Annotated in this window: 29 protein-coding genes and 1 tRNA gene; 13 read left to right on the top strand and 17 right to left on the bottom strand. The window is 54.6% G+C overall.

Going from position 1 to position 14030, the window contains the following annotated elements; all coding sequences use genetic code 11:
- Window positions 1-129 precede the first annotated feature (129 nt).
- The 12 genes from AC812_RS12400 to AC812_RS12345 form a co-directional block, all read right to left on the bottom strand.
- Entirely contained in the window at window positions 130-591 is a 462-nt protein-coding gene (locus tag AC812_RS12400; RefSeq protein WP_061918929.1) for a ribbon-helix-helix domain-containing protein, read from the bottom strand.
- Window positions 588-1376, bottom strand: a complete 789-nt coding sequence (locus AC812_RS12395; protein ID WP_061918927.1) for a ParA family protein — start codon at window positions 1374-1376, stop codon at window positions 588-590. The genes AC812_RS12400 and AC812_RS12395 overlap by 4 nt, the downstream gene beginning before the upstream one ends.
- On the bottom strand, window positions 1373-1636 hold the full coding sequence (locus AC812_RS17650; protein WP_061918925.1) for a hypothetical protein: 264 nt from the start codon (window positions 1634-1636) through the stop codon (window positions 1373-1375). The genes AC812_RS12395 and AC812_RS17650 overlap by 4 nt, the downstream gene beginning before the upstream one ends.
- Before the next feature lie 217 nt (window positions 1637-1853).
- Window positions 1854-2168, bottom strand: coding sequence for a helix-turn-helix domain-containing protein (locus AC812_RS12385; RefSeq protein WP_061918923.1), 315 nt, complete (start codon window positions 2166-2168; stop codon window positions 1854-1856).
- Window positions 2169-2257: 89 nt separating this feature from the next.
- Window positions 2258-3076, bottom strand: coding sequence for a hypothetical protein (locus AC812_RS12380; protein ID WP_061918921.1), 819 nt, complete (start codon window positions 3074-3076; stop codon window positions 2258-2260).
- Window positions 3077-3081: 5 nt separating this feature from the next.
- The gene (locus AC812_RS12375; protein WP_061918920.1) at window positions 3082-3588 is read right to left on the bottom strand and encodes a hypothetical protein; all 507 of its coding nucleotides are present in this window, start codon (window positions 3586-3588) and stop codon (window positions 3082-3084) included.
- Window positions 3564-3860 (bottom strand): hypothetical protein, encoded by a 297-nt coding sequence (locus AC812_RS12370; RefSeq protein ID WP_061918918.1) that lies wholly within the window; start codon window positions 3858-3860, stop codon window positions 3564-3566. The genes AC812_RS12375 and AC812_RS12370 overlap by 25 nt, the downstream gene beginning before the upstream one ends.
- 3 nt (window positions 3861-3863) lie before the next feature.
- Window positions 3864-4130: a hypothetical protein gene (locus AC812_RS12365; protein ID WP_061918916.1), complete on the bottom strand. Its 267-nt coding sequence runs from the start codon at window positions 4128-4130 to the stop codon at window positions 3864-3866.
- Between the two features lie 65 nt (window positions 4131-4195).
- Window positions 4196-4531, bottom strand: a complete 336-nt coding sequence (locus tag AC812_RS12360; protein WP_061918914.1) for a single-stranded DNA-binding protein — start codon at window positions 4529-4531, stop codon at window positions 4196-4198.
- A gap of 2 nt (window positions 4532-4533) precedes the next feature.
- Entirely contained in the window at window positions 4534-5049 is a 516-nt protein-coding gene (locus AC812_RS12355; protein WP_061918912.1) for a nucleotidyltransferase family protein, read from the bottom strand.
- A complete protein-coding gene (locus AC812_RS12350) occupies window positions 5046-5255 on the bottom strand; it encodes a hypothetical protein (protein WP_061918910.1) in 210 nt (69 codons plus the stop codon). The genes AC812_RS12355 and AC812_RS12350 overlap by 4 nt, the downstream gene beginning before the upstream one ends.
- A 20-nt stretch (window positions 5256-5275) precedes the next feature.
- Window positions 5276-5347: transfer RNA gene (locus AC812_RS12345), tRNA-Met, on the bottom strand.
- 214 nt (window positions 5348-5561) lie between these two features.
- Here AC812_RS12345 and AC812_RS17645 point away from each other — a divergent pair.
- On the top strand, window positions 5562-5852 hold the full coding sequence (locus AC812_RS17645) for a hypothetical protein (protein WP_169787309.1): 291 nt from the start codon (window positions 5562-5564) through the stop codon (window positions 5850-5852).
- Window positions 5853-6131: 279 nt separating this feature from the next.
- Here AC812_RS17645 and AC812_RS12340 read toward each other — a convergent pair whose 3' ends face one another.
- Window positions 6132-6596: a MerR family transcriptional regulator gene (locus AC812_RS12340; RefSeq protein ID WP_061918908.1), complete on the bottom strand. Its 465-nt coding sequence runs from the start codon at window positions 6594-6596 to the stop codon at window positions 6132-6134.
- Window positions 6597-6844: 248 nt separating this feature from the next.
- Here AC812_RS12340 and AC812_RS12335 point away from each other — a divergent pair, with 248 nt between their 5' ends.
- Window positions 6845-7252: a hypothetical protein gene (locus AC812_RS12335; RefSeq protein ID WP_061918906.1), complete on the top strand. Its 408-nt coding sequence runs from the start codon at window positions 6845-6847 to the stop codon at window positions 7250-7252.
- 23 nt (window positions 7253-7275) lie between these two features.
- Window positions 7276-8238, top strand: coding sequence for a tyrosine-type recombinase/integrase (locus AC812_RS12330; protein WP_169787308.1), 963 nt, complete (start codon window positions 7276-7278; stop codon window positions 8236-8238).
- Between the two features lies 1 nt (window position 8239).
- On the opposite strand, the gene AC812_RS12325 is transcribed toward AC812_RS12330, so the two are convergent.
- From AC812_RS12325 to AC812_RS12310, 4 genes are all read right to left on the bottom strand, one after another.
- Window positions 8240-8617: a PH domain-containing protein gene (locus AC812_RS12325; protein WP_061918902.1), complete on the bottom strand. Its 378-nt coding sequence runs from the start codon at window positions 8615-8617 to the stop codon at window positions 8240-8242.
- Between the two features lie 177 nt (window positions 8618-8794).
- Window positions 8795-9295 carry a type II toxin-antitoxin system VapC family toxin gene (locus AC812_RS12320; protein WP_082149198.1) on the bottom strand — a complete coding sequence of 167 codons (501 nt, stop codon included), beginning with the start codon at window positions 9293-9295 and terminating at the stop codon, window positions 8795-8797.
- Window positions 9285-10037, bottom strand: a complete 753-nt coding sequence (locus AC812_RS12315; protein ID WP_061918898.1) for a hypothetical protein — start codon at window positions 10035-10037, stop codon at window positions 9285-9287. Before AC812_RS12315 ends, AC812_RS12320 begins: the two co-directional genes overlap by 11 nt.
- A 70-nt stretch (window positions 10038-10107) precedes the next feature.
- A complete protein-coding gene (locus tag AC812_RS12310; RefSeq protein ID WP_061918896.1) occupies window positions 10108-10533 on the bottom strand; it encodes a helix-turn-helix transcriptional regulator in 426 nt (141 codons plus the stop codon).
- A 125-nt stretch (window positions 10534-10658) separates the two neighbouring features.
- Here AC812_RS12310 and AC812_RS17640 point away from each other — a divergent pair, with 125 nt between their 5' ends.
- The 10 genes from AC812_RS17640 to AC812_RS12270 all read left to right on the top strand — a co-directional run bounded on the left by AC812_RS17640 (window position 10659) and on the right by AC812_RS12270 (window position 13964).
- Window positions 10659-10796 carry a hypothetical protein gene (locus AC812_RS17640; protein ID WP_157235466.1) on the top strand — a complete coding sequence of 46 codons (138 nt, stop codon included), beginning with the start codon at window positions 10659-10661 and terminating at the stop codon, window positions 10794-10796.
- Between the two features lie 12 nt (window positions 10797-10808).
- Window positions 10809-11000, top strand: a complete 192-nt coding sequence (locus AC812_RS12305) for a ribbon-helix-helix domain-containing protein (protein WP_061918894.1) — start codon at window positions 10809-10811, stop codon at window positions 10998-11000.
- Window positions 11001-11245: 245 nt separating this feature from the next.
- Entirely contained in the window at window positions 11246-11461 is a 216-nt protein-coding gene (locus AC812_RS12300) for a hypothetical protein (protein WP_061918892.1), read from the top strand.
- 338 nt (window positions 11462-11799) lie between these two features.
- Window positions 11800-11982: a hypothetical protein gene (locus AC812_RS12295; protein WP_061918890.1), complete on the top strand. Its 183-nt coding sequence runs from the start codon at window positions 11800-11802 to the stop codon at window positions 11980-11982.
- The gene (locus AC812_RS18295) at window positions 11979-12107 is read left to right on the top strand and encodes a hypothetical protein (RefSeq protein ID WP_282955636.1); all 129 of its coding nucleotides are present in this window, start codon (window positions 11979-11981) and stop codon (window positions 12105-12107) included. The genes AC812_RS12295 and AC812_RS18295 overlap by 4 nt, the downstream gene beginning before the upstream one ends.
- A 37-nt stretch (window positions 12108-12144) precedes the next feature.
- Window positions 12145-12456: a hypothetical protein gene (locus AC812_RS12290; protein WP_061918888.1), complete on the top strand. Its 312-nt coding sequence runs from the start codon at window positions 12145-12147 to the stop codon at window positions 12454-12456.
- On the top strand, window positions 12453-12932 hold the full coding sequence (locus AC812_RS12285) for a hypothetical protein (protein ID WP_061918886.1): 480 nt from the start codon (window positions 12453-12455) through the stop codon (window positions 12930-12932). Before AC812_RS12290 ends, AC812_RS12285 begins: the two co-directional genes overlap by 4 nt.
- Window positions 12929-13198 carry a hypothetical protein gene (locus AC812_RS12280; RefSeq protein ID WP_061918884.1) on the top strand — a complete coding sequence of 90 codons (270 nt, stop codon included), beginning with the start codon at window positions 12929-12931 and terminating at the stop codon, window positions 13196-13198. Before AC812_RS12285 ends, AC812_RS12280 begins: the two co-directional genes overlap by 4 nt.
- Window positions 13195-13572, top strand: coding sequence for a hypothetical protein (locus tag AC812_RS12275; RefSeq protein WP_061918882.1), 378 nt, complete (start codon window positions 13195-13197; stop codon window positions 13570-13572). Before AC812_RS12280 ends, AC812_RS12275 begins: the two co-directional genes overlap by 4 nt.
- Window positions 13569-13964, top strand: coding sequence for a DUF6011 domain-containing protein (locus AC812_RS12270; protein ID WP_061918880.1), 396 nt, complete (start codon window positions 13569-13571; stop codon window positions 13962-13964). The genes AC812_RS12275 and AC812_RS12270 overlap by 4 nt, the downstream gene beginning before the upstream one ends.
- The last annotated feature ends 66 nt before the right edge of the window (window positions 13965-14030 follow it).

The following is a 14030-nucleotide window of genomic DNA, read 5'->3' as shown; positions in this document are numbered from 1 at the left end:
TCTAAACGCGACAAGAAACGTTCTTGATTTTTTGAAGGAACGTTCCATAATAGCGTTCCTTTACTTTTCAAGGAACGTTGTAATGGAACGTTCCTTGAAAACCATTGGAACGTTCTATAGTTTTGTTTTTCACCACGATTTTTTACTTTTCCGCGACTCAATTTTTTCTGTCCTTTCTACATCCTGCGGATGAACCAGAATCCAGTTGTAACGCGGTGATTCTGAGGGATGCTTGAAGCCCCAAAAACCAATCTCACCTTTGTCATACCGTTCCACCGCTTCAAACAGGAAGAAGGTGATCACCTGCGACATGCTTACGTTTTCTTTTTCTGCAATTCGTTCAATCCTTTCCCGTAAATTCGTTGGCAGGTAAGTTGTGACACGGTTTTTCTCCCGAGCCATTGCACGGGCTTTTTCTTTGCGTTTCTTTTCCTCTTCCCGCTTGCGCATTTGGGCTAATTTCTTCCGCTCTTCCGGCGATAACCGACTCTCTTCTGCTCGCCGCTCGGTCTCTTCCATCAACAACCGTAGCCCTTCATCGTATCCCTCAAATGCAGAAAGAACTTGATCGTCTTTCTTCCGTTTGCTCATCCTTCCTCCAACAACCTTCTCATTCGCCGCAAGGCTTCCTCGTACCCGCCAATCCGTTTTCCGCCTGCTTCGATACCCTTTACCGCCTTCGTTTCCGCTGCATATTCCCACAGCGTCATCCCACGCCCAGCCGACTCCACCACCCGCGGATCATTCGGTATCGGCGGCCAAACCAATGACCCAAAAGTGTCCACCAACTCCTTCAGCCGCGTCCCACTTTCCCGCCATACCCGTACATACATGGTCGGTAAGATTATGAACCGCTCCCAACTCTTCCCTTTGCTGTAATTCAACTCTGCCATCGTGCTGGTTACTTCGGCCACCCCATCCATGTCCAGAAAGCGCGGCGATACCGGTATCACCACATAATCCGATGCCATCATCGCCGCCGTTTGTAAGTGATCCAGCCCCGGCCCCAAGTCAATCAAACATACTTGCATCCCTAAACTTTCCGCTTCCTGTCGAATCCGCCGCACGAACAACGGCGTTGCTAGCGGTTCATCCCTCAACTTTCCAATCACCAGATTGGTACTCTTGTCACCCGGTAATACCCACAGATTCGGACGCGCCTCAACGATGTGTTTCTCCATCGGTTCTTCTTCATAAAACCAGCGCCGAAAACCCCCCGCTTTGGGTATTTTCAAATGCCTTTCGACATGACCCTGTTTGTCCCCATCAATCAACAACACCCTGTATCCCCCAATTGCCAATCCATGCCCCAGCGTGATCGCCGAGGTCGTCTTGCCTACCCCGCCTTTCTGGTTGATGAACGAAAAGACCTTCATCCCGCCTCCCCGAACAGACTCATCTGCGGCTCCGCCTTCTTCTCATGCGTCAGCCAGACATCCAGCGGCAGCAGATTGCTTGCCCGTTCAATCTCCAACCCGTCAGCTTCTTCCAGAAGCGACAGCAGCCACGCCGGTGCTTTCTCACTCACCCGTGCATAGCGAGGCTTCACCCCCTTGCGTTTGGCGTACAACGCTATCGCCGCTTCCCAATCCTCTTTGTCCTCGATTCGATATACTCTCCATTCGCTCTTGTCCATGTCCATCTCCGTCTATCCACCGGATATAACTCATCCCGCCGTGTCCATGTACGGCGAGTAAATCTTCAACCCGTAGGTACACATTCAACCCATACGGCTCTCGCCGCCAGTGCAGTACCGCCATCCCATCCGAAAACTCCACCCCTTCCGCCACGATACCCGTCCCGCTCACGCCGCTGGGATCGCTCTCCCGTATCAACACAAACCGCCGCATCGCTCATTTGCCCATCAAAAGTACCCGTATCTTGCTCCGCCCGGCTTCGGTCAGCCGCCACTCGCCGCCGATGTTCTCGATCAGCCCACGCCGTTCTAACTTCTCGTACACGACCGGAAAACTCTGCTTCAGCCGTGCCGTGAGCGGTGTGTGAATGCGGACGAAGTTCAAACAGCGTGCCTCGACTTCCGTCAAGCCTAACGCCTTGCAGCGGTACGGATTGAATTTGACCAGTTCGTTATCCAGTTCCATCGTTCTGCCCTGTTCTGCTCTGTTCCATCCTGTTCTGTTCTGTTCGCCGTTCTGTTCGCCGAACAATCAATCAACCTCCTGCGGGGCAGGGGAGAGGATTGCCCGCTTCTCTCCTACCGCATAGTACAACTCCTGCAAGGTCGGGTACTCCCCCGTCAGGTATGTACCCTTGCCCGGCTGGGTTTCGACATACCGCCACAGCAGTCGCACCGCCTGCGTCCACACTTCCGCACTCCATCCCAACTCCCGCCAGCCGGGAAGCGGCTGCTTCTCGCTCCAACCGCCTGGATGCTCTCCCGCAGCAGTCTCAACACCAGCCTCCGCTGCGGGTCTCCCCTGCGCTGGATGAAGCCCACCAGTTCCCCGTCCACCGAGTACGGGATCGGCTCGGTCTCGGTCTCCTCGTCCTCGACCACCGGCAGCCTCGCCGGTAACGCCGGTTGAATGACCTGCACCCGCACCGGCGGGCCGTTCTCCGCCACCAGCAGCAGCGTCCCCGCCCGGCTCTCCACCAACTGCCTGCGCCGCGACTGCCAGCCAATCCACTCGTTGCCCGCTTTCCACACCAGCAGCACCAACACCCCGCCGAGGGATAAGAGGGTCAGCAGCAGGACGACCAGCGCCAGCAGGTGCAGCACACCCTCCTGACGGCGGGCTTGCTCTTCCCGCTCCGCCTCCCGCTCCACCGCATGGGCGGTTGCCGTCATCCGGTAGGTCTGCTCGGCGACCAGTAACGCCTGTTTGGTGGCTTCCACGCTGACCGCCTGCCGGGTGGCTTCGATGCTCACCGCTTCGGCGGTCTGCCGCAGGTAGGTCTCCTGGGCAGATTGGGTTGCCCGTGCCTGTTCTTCCACCTGCCCGGCTAACGCCTCGGCAGCCTGGGCGGTTGCCCGCAACGCCGCCGGGTCGGGCGGGACAATCTGCGCCGGTGCGCTCACGCACCCGCACAGCAACAGGAACACGACAACCGTCATCCGCTTCACCACAGAACAACTCCCACCACGACCACCAACACCGCCACAACCAGCAGCGGCAGACAGCCCGCCTCTTTGTGCCCCATTCGGGGTACTCTGTGCCGCCATTCGGCACGCCGGATACTGCCGTCTGCGCTGCGCTCCACCCTGTCCCAGCGTACTCGCCGGTCAACGGCGGGTTCACCCTCATAGTGCAGTACCACATCCACATCCCCGGCGTCCCGTTCCAGCCAGCGAAAATTGATCCGCACGTCCGTGTCGTGCTTCGCCATCTCCGCACGGTTGGGCAGGTGCAGGTGAATCACCTCATCAGGGTGTTTGCCCTCGTACCAGCGGCTGTGTACCTCATCCGCCACGCCCATCACCCTGCGGTAGGTCTCCGCCGGGTCATTGCTGCGGGCGTCCACATGCCGCTCCGCCGGTGGGGTCAACTCCGCCGTCACCCGCAGTCCAAGCGTGAAATACAGTACCACCGCCAGAAACAAAATCAGTCCGAGGATACAGCCGTCCATCTCACCATCTCCATCGTGCGGTTCTGTTCCAGCCGGATGACCCTGCCCTTGCGTACGACCACCCGCTCGCCGGTCTTGACGTTCTCGAACACCGTCCCGCTTGGCCACGGGCAGGGGATGCGCTTGCTCTCCTCGTCCCAGCCCGGCAGAACGATGTCCGTCCAGCGGAAATGTCCGCCGTAGAACATGCCCGGTTCGTCTCCCGTGCGGGTCGGGTCAACGATAACTTTCCAGTAGTAGCCCGGCGGGGCTTGCCAGATACGGCGGGTCATGCCTCACCTCACCCCCAGGCGTTCCGCCAGTTCCGCCCACAGCGGATCATCCGCCCTCAGCCCTTCCAAGCGGAAGAGGATTTCAAACTTGCGCTCTTCTCGCTCCCGTACTTCGGCTTCGAGGGCAATCAGGTTGTCCAGTTCTTCATCGGTCAGCCCGCCAAAGTCCGGGTTGGCGCAGTCCCGACAGACGCACAGCGGCGTCCCGTCCGCCTCTTTCAGCCATACCGCTTTGCCTTCGATGACTTCACCGCAGTTTTCACATTTCATCGCCCACGCTCCGCCCTTTCGACATCGGTCGAACCGGTTGATCGAGATTGAATTGTCTGCAACCACTAGAACGGCATCTCTTCGCCGCCGTTCTCATCCGTCTTGCCACCGCCCAGAAACTGCACCACCTGGGCGGTCACTTTCAGGCTGGCTCCCGGCTCGCCGTTTCTGCGGGTGAAGGCTTCCACCGCCGGAACGCCCCGCACGAACACCTGCCGCCCTTTCGTCAGGTACTGGTGGCAGCGTTCGCCCAACTCCCGCCATGCGCTCACTTCCACCCACACCGTTTCATCCTTGCGGGTTTTGACCGCTACCGGAAAACTGCACACCAGCACGCCGTCCGGGGTGTAGCGCGCTTCCGGGTCTTTGCCCAGATTGCCGATCAGTTGTACTTCGAGCATGTTCAATTCCTTTCTTCGGGTTTGATCCAGTCCAGTTCACAGAGATTGAAAAAATCAATTTCTTCGGGGGTAAGGATCATCTCCCCGGTATCAACACGATGAACCGCGCCGTCTCTCACCACGTAAGCAGACGGCAGGTAACCACCGTATCGTTTCGCCGTGACAAGTTTGCGGGAAAACTCCGCCCCACCCGTGCGGATGGCGAAAATCACGCCCCACTGGGCAGGTGGCAGGACAATGAACAAATCAAGCATTACACCTTCCGGCAGAAGATATTGTTTGTACCTCTGCCCGTTTTTACTTGTTGGCAAGGGCAGCGTTAGGTCTTGATGACCGGTGGAAAAGCCGAACAAGTCTGTGGACATCAGCGGCTTTGCCACAATCTCAATGTCGCCTACCATTGGCTTACGCCGCCGAATACTCCCGGCGATCTCAATACGCTCGCATTTCGGCGCAAGCATTTCGGCGTATTTCAGCGCAATTCGTTCGGCTTCTTCTAACGGCATTCTGATTTTCATGGTTGCTCACCCCCATGAAACATCTGCCGGGTTTCCTCGTTCAGCCATTCTTGGCAGTACAGGCACTCATAGCCGCCTTCGCTTTTCATCCAGACGTGACGGCAGGTATCGGTCTGTCCCCAATAGCCGTAGCCTTCCAACACCTCGCCGCAGTCCAGGCAGGTCAGTCCGTAATTGTCGCCAACTTTCCTTCGATGCTCACACATGAGAAACCTCGTTTTCACAGAACGGGAAGAAGGATTTGAACCTTCACCCTGCGGCTCATGACGCCGCCGCTCTTCCGTTGAGCTACTCCCGCTTGATCAAGTGAGAGGGATTGCCCTCGCGCCCGTCTCTCCGGGCCGTCACCCTGCCTGTTTCCCGACACTGGTTAGGGTGTGCCGGGCTGCACCTGTCCGTTGATGGTGCAACGACACCGACAGGTTTGGCAGTCCAACCGGGCGGGACTTGCACCCACCGCAGGATCGGGGATCATCCTGCCCGTCTATGGCGGTTGGAAACAGAGGATTACCATGTCGCTTGTCAAGGTGCTTGCCGGTCTCTCCCGGCTGTCACGTCCCCCGGCAGGCTTCCGATGGTCTCACCTGCCGCACCGTCAGGCAAGGGCTCCCCGTCCCTTACCCCGCCGGGTGCTGATGACTCAGCCCCGCTCCCACCTCCCTGCTCAGCCGACGTTAGCATGGCAAAACCGGAATTCAGGCGGGCGGGACTTGAACCCGCCACAACGCACCTGCCGCCTGAAAGGCCTTGAGCCAACACCGCACGGGAAACACAAAGCCCTCTGCAAATCACATTCCTTGTGAGAGGCTTGCAGAGGGCTGTCATCTCATGCTACAATCGCGGATGGGGTGAGCAGTCACGGTCTGCTTGCCTCAACCGTGAGCGTGTTACCGCACGGCTCACGGAACGCCCCGGTCGGGCGCACAACGCCCTTTCGCCGGGGCGTTGTGTTTGAGGCATTCAGCGGGACGCTGGTTTGTAAAAGTGCTATGAGGAGTATAGCATTAATTGTCAGAAGCGTCAATAACTTCTGACAATTAAGAAAATAAATATTGCAGATCAAAACTGCGCTCTTAATTAAGTTACATCACAAGTGAAGTTGTTTTAGGTTTATAAGGAGTTCCATCTGGATTGAACAGAATGCGTCCTTGCTTGCCTGATTTTCTGTATACATCTGAACAATAAGCAACATCCGCTTCATCCAGCAAAACTTTGTTTCCTTTTTTACCAACTATTCTAATATATCCCTTTTTAGCCCATGTGGATAAAGTTTCTGCTGGTACTCCGTAACTTCTTTCTGCTTCTCTAATCCAAATTGCCTGCCCTTTCAAATGCGCATGTTTCTGATACTCCGGCAAATCCTCTTTGTGGAGACCTTTCTCCTCAATGGCTTGTCCTCGTACTTCTTCTTCGCTCACGACCATTTCTCCCGCAACCACTCCAGCCCTGATTTTACCTTTCTCAATCAGAGCGCGCAAGCGGGCCTCATCCAGCCCGTACTTGCGGGCGGCTTCGGCAACGGGTAGAAATGTGGGGAGTGTAACCATATCTGACCTTCCTGCTGAAAACACAAAACGCACCCAGGGATCCATCAGGTGCGTTGCGGAGTACAGGGATGGAATCCCTGTGAAGGTGGGCGCGGAGGGGCTCGAACCCCCGAACCTCACGGATTGGAATATCTAGCCTGTTAATCACCACTTTTAAGTGGCTTTTTTTGCCGTGCGTGCTATAATTTTATCATGAATCGCCGCTGCGCGCACAGGGCGATCTAAAATACATCCTACGGAGGTGTGGTGTGCCAGCGCCACGACTGAACCGATCGAAGGCGGCCGCTTTGGAACGGCTGCTCAATATGCTCTATAAACCTGCCGAACTGGCAGAGGAACTGGGGGTCTCTCACGATACGGTCTATCGCTCGTATATACCGGCCGGTGCCCCGGTGGTACTGGACGCCGGCGGGAAGGTGTGGATCAACGGACGGCAGTTTGCGCAATGGGCGCGCGACTACCTGACCACCACCCGGCGCGGCAAAAGCAAGCCCCCCATGCCGGCCGGGCACGCGTATTGCATGCGCTGCAACCGCGTGGTGATGGTGCAGTCGCCGAAGATGCGCCCACACAGCCGGCGCCAGAATGTGGTCCAACTCAGCGGCACATGCCCGGAGTGCGGCGGTAAAATCCACCGCTTCATTAAGTCTTCATGATCCACAGACAGAATTACCTCGATGTGAAAGCCTACCTGGACTTCCAGGCCAGCGTGCGCCAGCTCTCACCGGGGACGATCAACACGCTCTGGTCGCGTCTGCGCCACCTGCTGGAATGGGCAGATGAAAAGCCGTTCAGCAAGTGCGGCCGAATCAGGCCGGCCTTTCCGGTTTATTGCGAGGCGCTGATCGGCAAAAATAAAAAGCCGCTCTCGGCGGCGCATCTCAACGCGATGATGAAAACCTGCCGGGCGTTCCTGAACTGGGCCAAAAGCGAGTACCCGCGGCGCTACAAAAACATGGACGCGCGCTGGGTGGAGAGTCTGCGCCCGTCGCGGGGGCGCAGTGAGCAGGCTCAGCTGGAATCGCGCGAGCTTTATACCCTGGAAGAGGTGCGCAAGCTGGTTAGCTGCCCGGCAGATACGACCGCCCAGCGCCGGATGCGGGCGGCGGTTGCGTTTCTGTTTCTTTCCGGGATGCGGGTTGGGGCATTCGTGACCCTGCCGCTGGAGTGCGTGGACCTGGCTAACCTCCGCGTGTTGCAGCTGCCGGCAAAGGGCGTGCACACCAAAAACAGCAAGGCGGCGGTCACGTTTCTGCTGAACATTCCCGACTTGCTTGAAGTGGTGCAGGAATGGGATGCGTTTCTACGGAAACGCTTGCCGCCGGAGGCGTACTGGTATGCCCATCTGGACCGCTTCGGCGAGATCACCACCGAGAAGCCGACCGGCAAGCGGCTTGAGGTGCGCCACAGTCTGCGGGATGATCTAAAAGTCTTATGTGAGCGCGCGGGTGTGGCTTATAAATCGCCGCACAAATTCCGGCACGGGCACGCGGTTTACGCGCTCAAGCAGGCCAGGACGCCGGCGCAGATGAAGGCGATCAGCCAGAATCTGATGCACTCCAATATGGGTATCACTGACGGGATTTACGGGAAGCTCGTCAGTGATGACGTTAGAGATATGATCATGGGGCTGGGGGGATAGGTTATCCCTTCAATTGGGGATGTGCCTGTCCAAGCAGTTGATTCATGATGAAGCTGTAGGCATTGTGGGCTTTATCGGCGCCGCGGAACTGGAAAGTGTAATTGCCGGCGGCGGTGAGCAGGGTAATTTCGCTGGTCTGAAAGATGACTCCTTCATCCACCGAGGCAATGCCGATGATCTGATTGTAGGGGATCGAAACCATTGATTTCTTTTTGGTCAGGAAGGCCTGATCGTAAAAGATGATGCGCCGATCCGTAATGCCGACAAACCCCGTGCCGCCGCCTTTGCAGTCATAAACGGCAAAGATGGTTTCGCCGGGAATGATGTAACCGCGGATGCGGTCATATTGTGCTTTGTTGTCGTAATAGGGTTCTGTCATAGGTCACCTTTTGGGGGTTTTTATTATTGGCAGTCATATAAAACAAGACCTGCATCATTGAACAAAGGATTTAGATAAATTCAATCTCAATCTTCTTCCAGGAGCTTGATTTGTTCTGAAAGCGCCTCCCGCTCTTGCCAGTAAGCCAGGTTTAGATCCAATACCGGCTTGATTAGGTTATGGGAGCGGATTGTTGAATAAAGGTAATTGATCAACATGTGGTTCAATAATTTTGATGGATATGATATCGGGATAGAGCGACTTGAGGACTTGATCATAAGTGTTGAATTCGTCCAACCGAGCAATGTAACGATCAATCCAGGATGCAGTAGTAAGGTGAATACCGTCTATTGGCTTGATCTTTTTAGAATGAGTCATCGCAGTGCGAATGAAATCTCTGGTTTCATAACCAATGGTTATTGAATAATCTACCAGTTTGATAGGAGGACCGAACAGATTTTGTAATACATCTTCAATGACTGAATTCAGGGCAGATTGATTTCTTTCCTGGGCTGCGTGGGTTACCTCGGCTATAGTAATTGTGGATGTAAAAATGTTGACTTGTTTCGATTCGGCTCGTCTCATCAATTCTTCAATAATGGTACTATCTAATTCGTTATTGATGTATCTAAGAAACACACAAGAATCCCAGTATAGATTTTGTCTACTAATTGTCATCTCTCAATCGCCGTATGGTTTGATCTGCAGTTTCGTCACCGGGTTTCCAGGAAAGAGCGCCTCGAGCTTTTTTATAAGCACCAGGTTCTCTCATAGGAACAATTTCAACAGTTTCAATGTCGTGAATTTCAAGAGGGCGACCTGTAATAATGTCACGGTATATATAGCCGGTAACCGATACGGTTTTACCCCAGATATTTCTTAATAACTCGCGTTTTTCCTCTTCTACATAACAGGTAACACCACGATTGAAAAGATTATCGTAAAGAGTAAATTTTAGTGTTTTATGTCCAATCAGGTTTTCTACCTTTCCCGTAATAACGCCGTAAGAATAGGCTTTGGTCATTGGTTTTTCTTGAAAACCAGATTGGGTTATGTGATAGATTTCGCCATCAATGCCGAATTCGATGGAAGAAACTTTTCCGTCAAGAATGCTGGCAATCTTTCTTGCAGATTGAATAACTTTTGGAGAATAAGGAATCGTATTGCCAATTTGCAACTGCCGACCAATGAAAGCATATGCGGTAGTAATTTTTTCCACGTCTTCGGCGGTATCAGCAATTCCTTGAATGACAGCCGTGGCGCTGCCGGCGCTGAGCTCTATAATCTGCCACTCAATAGTTTTGCCAGCGGCGATCTCTTCAGTAAGAGCATGAAGCAAACCGGATAAGCCGGATATAGCTTCTGCAAAAAGATTGACAGGAATTTCACCATTAAGGGTGAGGGAAACTTTGTCTTTCATGGTTTACTTCCAGTGGAGAATATTTACATTCATTATAATGCTTTTCCCTCAAATTTATAGAATTTGTGTTCTATTCTTCTTTTAACGCACTTCGAGCCGGTTTTTCTGCCCGGCTCGTTGGCGATGTTTTCTTTGGCGGTTTTGTTGGAGGTTTTTTTGCTTGTCTTTCCACCTCAAACCTTAACAATGCAAGAAAACGCTCTTGTTCTTCCACCGGTAACTTTTGCAGCAGATACATTACCTCTTCGGAGAGTGCAATTGCCGGCGAAACCGGCGGCAAGAGACCGGCGGCACGGAAGACGGTTTCGGGCGGCAGATTCAGCGCACGAGAAATGGCAAGACAAAGTTCAAATCCAGCAGAGTGTTTGTCAGAGATTACATCACTTATTGCTGTTCGGCTAACGCCTGCTCTGCGAGCCAGTTCTGCTTGTGTCCACCCACGTGAATTTAACTGATTCAACAACCATTCGGAAAAATTGTAATCCACACCTAACATTATGTCATCAACGATGCAAGAATTTCCTGATTTATTGTAAGATACGCTTGACATTTTCATATAAGGTGCTATAATGTTAGATGTATCTGACGTTTATTTAGAAAATTCTAACTTTTGGAGAAAACATGAACACCGATATTTTTATCAACCCAATAGAAAAAATCATGCAGTTGAAGATCGGAGCGCTGGTATTGGTTATTTGGAAGACCTACCGCTGGCGCGTTGTTTTTTATGCCGGACATCACCGCTTTGTGATTTTGTAGAAAGGAGTCAACATGCCCGAATTCGTGCAGGTCAATGTGAATGTAACTGAGGAAGACGCCCGCATGATCGACCGGATGATGGTGGAGGATGCTTACGACAATCGTTCGGCATGGGTGCGGCGGCTGATCCGGCTTGAATGGCTGCGCCGGCACGGGAATACCAGCCCGGTTGAGGGCGAGGCGGTCACTCATGAAGTCGAATAAATATTCATTCCGCGAGGACTGGGAAAACTGGTTTCTCGCGGTTTTTGGCTTAATCGCAATGATCATCACGCTTATTGTGATTGGTTAGCCATTGCGAATCAAGTACAGGATTGAATCGGGAGGCAAAATGGGTGAATTTGCACAGCGGGCGGCAGTCGGGCAGAACCTCGACCGGCTGTGCGACGGGGCGGCTAGACGCCGTTTGTTTGATCAAGCGCGCACTTGGCAGACAAGCGGAGGTGTTTATGACCGAAAAGAAAATCGGCGGTTATGTATTCCGACAAGAATTGAGCCGTGCGCGGCTGGCAAACCGGGTGATCCGCGAATCGCTCAAACGGCTGGTGGAGGAATTTCCGCACCAGCGGGCGGCCAACCTGGTGGCAAAAGCCGGAACGGCACTGGCGGAGAATATGGAAGCCCTCGACGAGATCGAGGCGATCTTGTCGCGCAACCGGGACTAACGGCGCGGGGTGGTGTGCCAGACACTCCGTTCATCTTCTCCTCCTTTCGATCCAGCCGCCAGAGTGGCCTGGGCGGGTGCAAGTCCCGCCCGGCTGGACTACAACTCCGCCTGCAATGGCGGGGGACAAAGCGGAAAGAACGCTTGACCAGGCGGACAGGGCAAGGGACGCCTCCCGCGCGACACCTGCGGTGTTTGAAGTGGTGTGACGGCCCGGAGAGACGGGCGGAGGTTGAATCATGAACGAGTGGGTAGCTTTTACCGCGGCGCTGTGCAGCCTGCCGGCGGCATCCCTGGCAATTGTTGTTTTTGTAAGTTATCTTGAGATGAGGAGGAAAGATGGAAATCAATCGTGAGTTGAACGAAATATTAATCGAAAATACACACTCAAACAGTGGCAGCATTGCTATCGAATGGGCTCTGGAGGCGATTGCGGTTGCGCTTTATCGGATTGCTAACGCCCTTGAAAAACAGAACGAGGAAGAAATCGATCCAGAGAGTGAGCAGGAGTTGTTGAAATGAGCAAACTGGTGGGGCCGCAGACCAGACCAGCAAATCAGGTTCGAATCCTGCCCCGCCAATTAGCCGGTGTCCCCCCCACCGGTGAACCCCACCTCCCGGGGGCGGAGGCGCGTTGCGGCAATTAGCGGTATAAGCGACTTCCGCCCCCAAAACGGAGCAATCATGACCGATAAACCTAAAATTCAATTTCTTTCCATAGTGCGCACCCCAAACGGCCCGGGGCTGGTGCAGGGCAGGCTGGTGGAAAAAGACGGCCTGCCGGGGCGGATACTGGTCAGCCACGATCCGCACGACCCGCAGCTGCCGGAGGAAATGCGCGCCTTGTCCCACGGGGGCATCTGGGTGTTGTGGGCATATGAGCCCGAACAAATCGAGGTTGTTACTGCCGGCCGCCCTCCTCGGCCGGCGGGGCAGCAGGGGGCTGGTAGAAAGCCAGCCCCCAACCACAAAAACAGAAAGGAGCAAAACAAATGAAACGGTTATCTATTTTTGTATTGCTGCTTGCGTTGATCTCGCTTGCCTGTGCCAGCGTTTATCCACTCGATTTTTACTCCACCGTAGCGGGTATGCGGGCAGCAGCAGCGGGGCGCAGCGGGACGGCAGTTTATGAGGGGCATAACCTCTACGTGATGATCTGGCCGCACCGCGGGCAGTATGCTTTTGCGGTGATCAACCGCTCCGGCGACGTTGTGGACGATCTGCTGCGGATGGTCAACGCGAACGGCGTGAATGTTTTCCGGATGAGTGACCTGATCAAGTGGATGGAAGCCAACGGCTTCCGGCAAGTGGACCCGAAGACACTGCCGGTCAATATCACCACGGTATTGTTGAGTGAGATGATGGCGGCGGTTGCACACGGAAGCCGGTCATTGATTACCCCCATTCTTATTCCTGCGGATATTCTCGATTTCGATAAACCCCTGCCGGGGTTTGAGGAGGTGCAGCAATGAAATCGCTTTTTGCCGTGTTCTACCTGCCGCTCTGGATGCTGGTGGCGGTTTGGATCGTGTTGCGGCGCAAGCAGGCGTTTGACGAAGCAGACATGGCCATGCGCGCCATTATGCTCAATGATATCTATTACGCGCTGCCGGTCCCTAAAGGCCGGCTGGAGCGGATGATCGTAACGGCCATTATTCGCTACATCGACCGCGAAAAAGTAGCCATGCTGAAAATGAGCCGGATGGGCGTAAGTGGAATCGGAGTACTGCCGAAATGAAGTACGATGAAATTATCGAAAAAATGCCGCCCGGTCTTGAGCGCGCTATCTTACGCGTGCTCGAATCGCGGCGCGGGCGGCGAAACGCCATCGGGCGCAATGAGTTGACGGCGATGGTGCGCCGGCTGGGGCAGCCGGCCAGCGAGCGGCAGGTGCGTGAAATGATCAAGCAATTGCGCCGGAAGGGATACCTGATCTGCTCTGCACCCGGCGAGGACGGCGGTTATTACTGGGCGGACACGCTGGAGGAATATCAAGAATTCCGCAAGATGGAATTTGCCGCCAAGATCGCCGATATGAGCGAGACCTTACGGGCGATGGATCAATCAGCCGAGCGCATCTTTGGGGACAGTTTTCAGATGAGGTTGCTATGAGCAAACCGCGCTGCAAACGCTGCGGAAAACCGCTCACCGATCCCGTCTCGATAGCCGCCGGTTTGGGGCCGCAGTGCCGTGGTGCGGCACAGAAAAGCCGCAGCCGCCGGGTCAGGCAGACCGAACGGCACGGCCGCGGCGGCGGAAGTGCGATAAATTCCGGTAACAATGGATTATCTGTCGGGATGATCACGCCGATCTGGCGGGTCTATGACATACCTGACGGGAACATCGAAGCGGTGCTGGTAATGCACCGCGAGCGGTACGGGAAGCCGCAGATGGTTCTGCTCGCGCAGGATGTATCTAAAGAAATTTACACGCGCGCAAAGCAGCTGGCGGTAATCGTGATCAAGAACCGCAAGGTTCTGCCCGGTCAGGTTTGGGTGGTGTAGGCGGGTGATATGAGGCGATGGATAAAGTTATACATTGAGATACTTGACGATCCCAAAATGGGACGT

This window comes from Bellilinea caldifistulae, assembly GCF_001306055.1.
GTDB classification, from domain to species: Bacteria; Chloroflexota; Anaerolineae; order Anaerolineales; family Anaerolineaceae; genus Bellilinea; species Bellilinea caldifistulae.
Note: the sequence above shows the minus strand (reverse complement) of the source record. Positions and strands in the feature narration are given on the sequence as shown.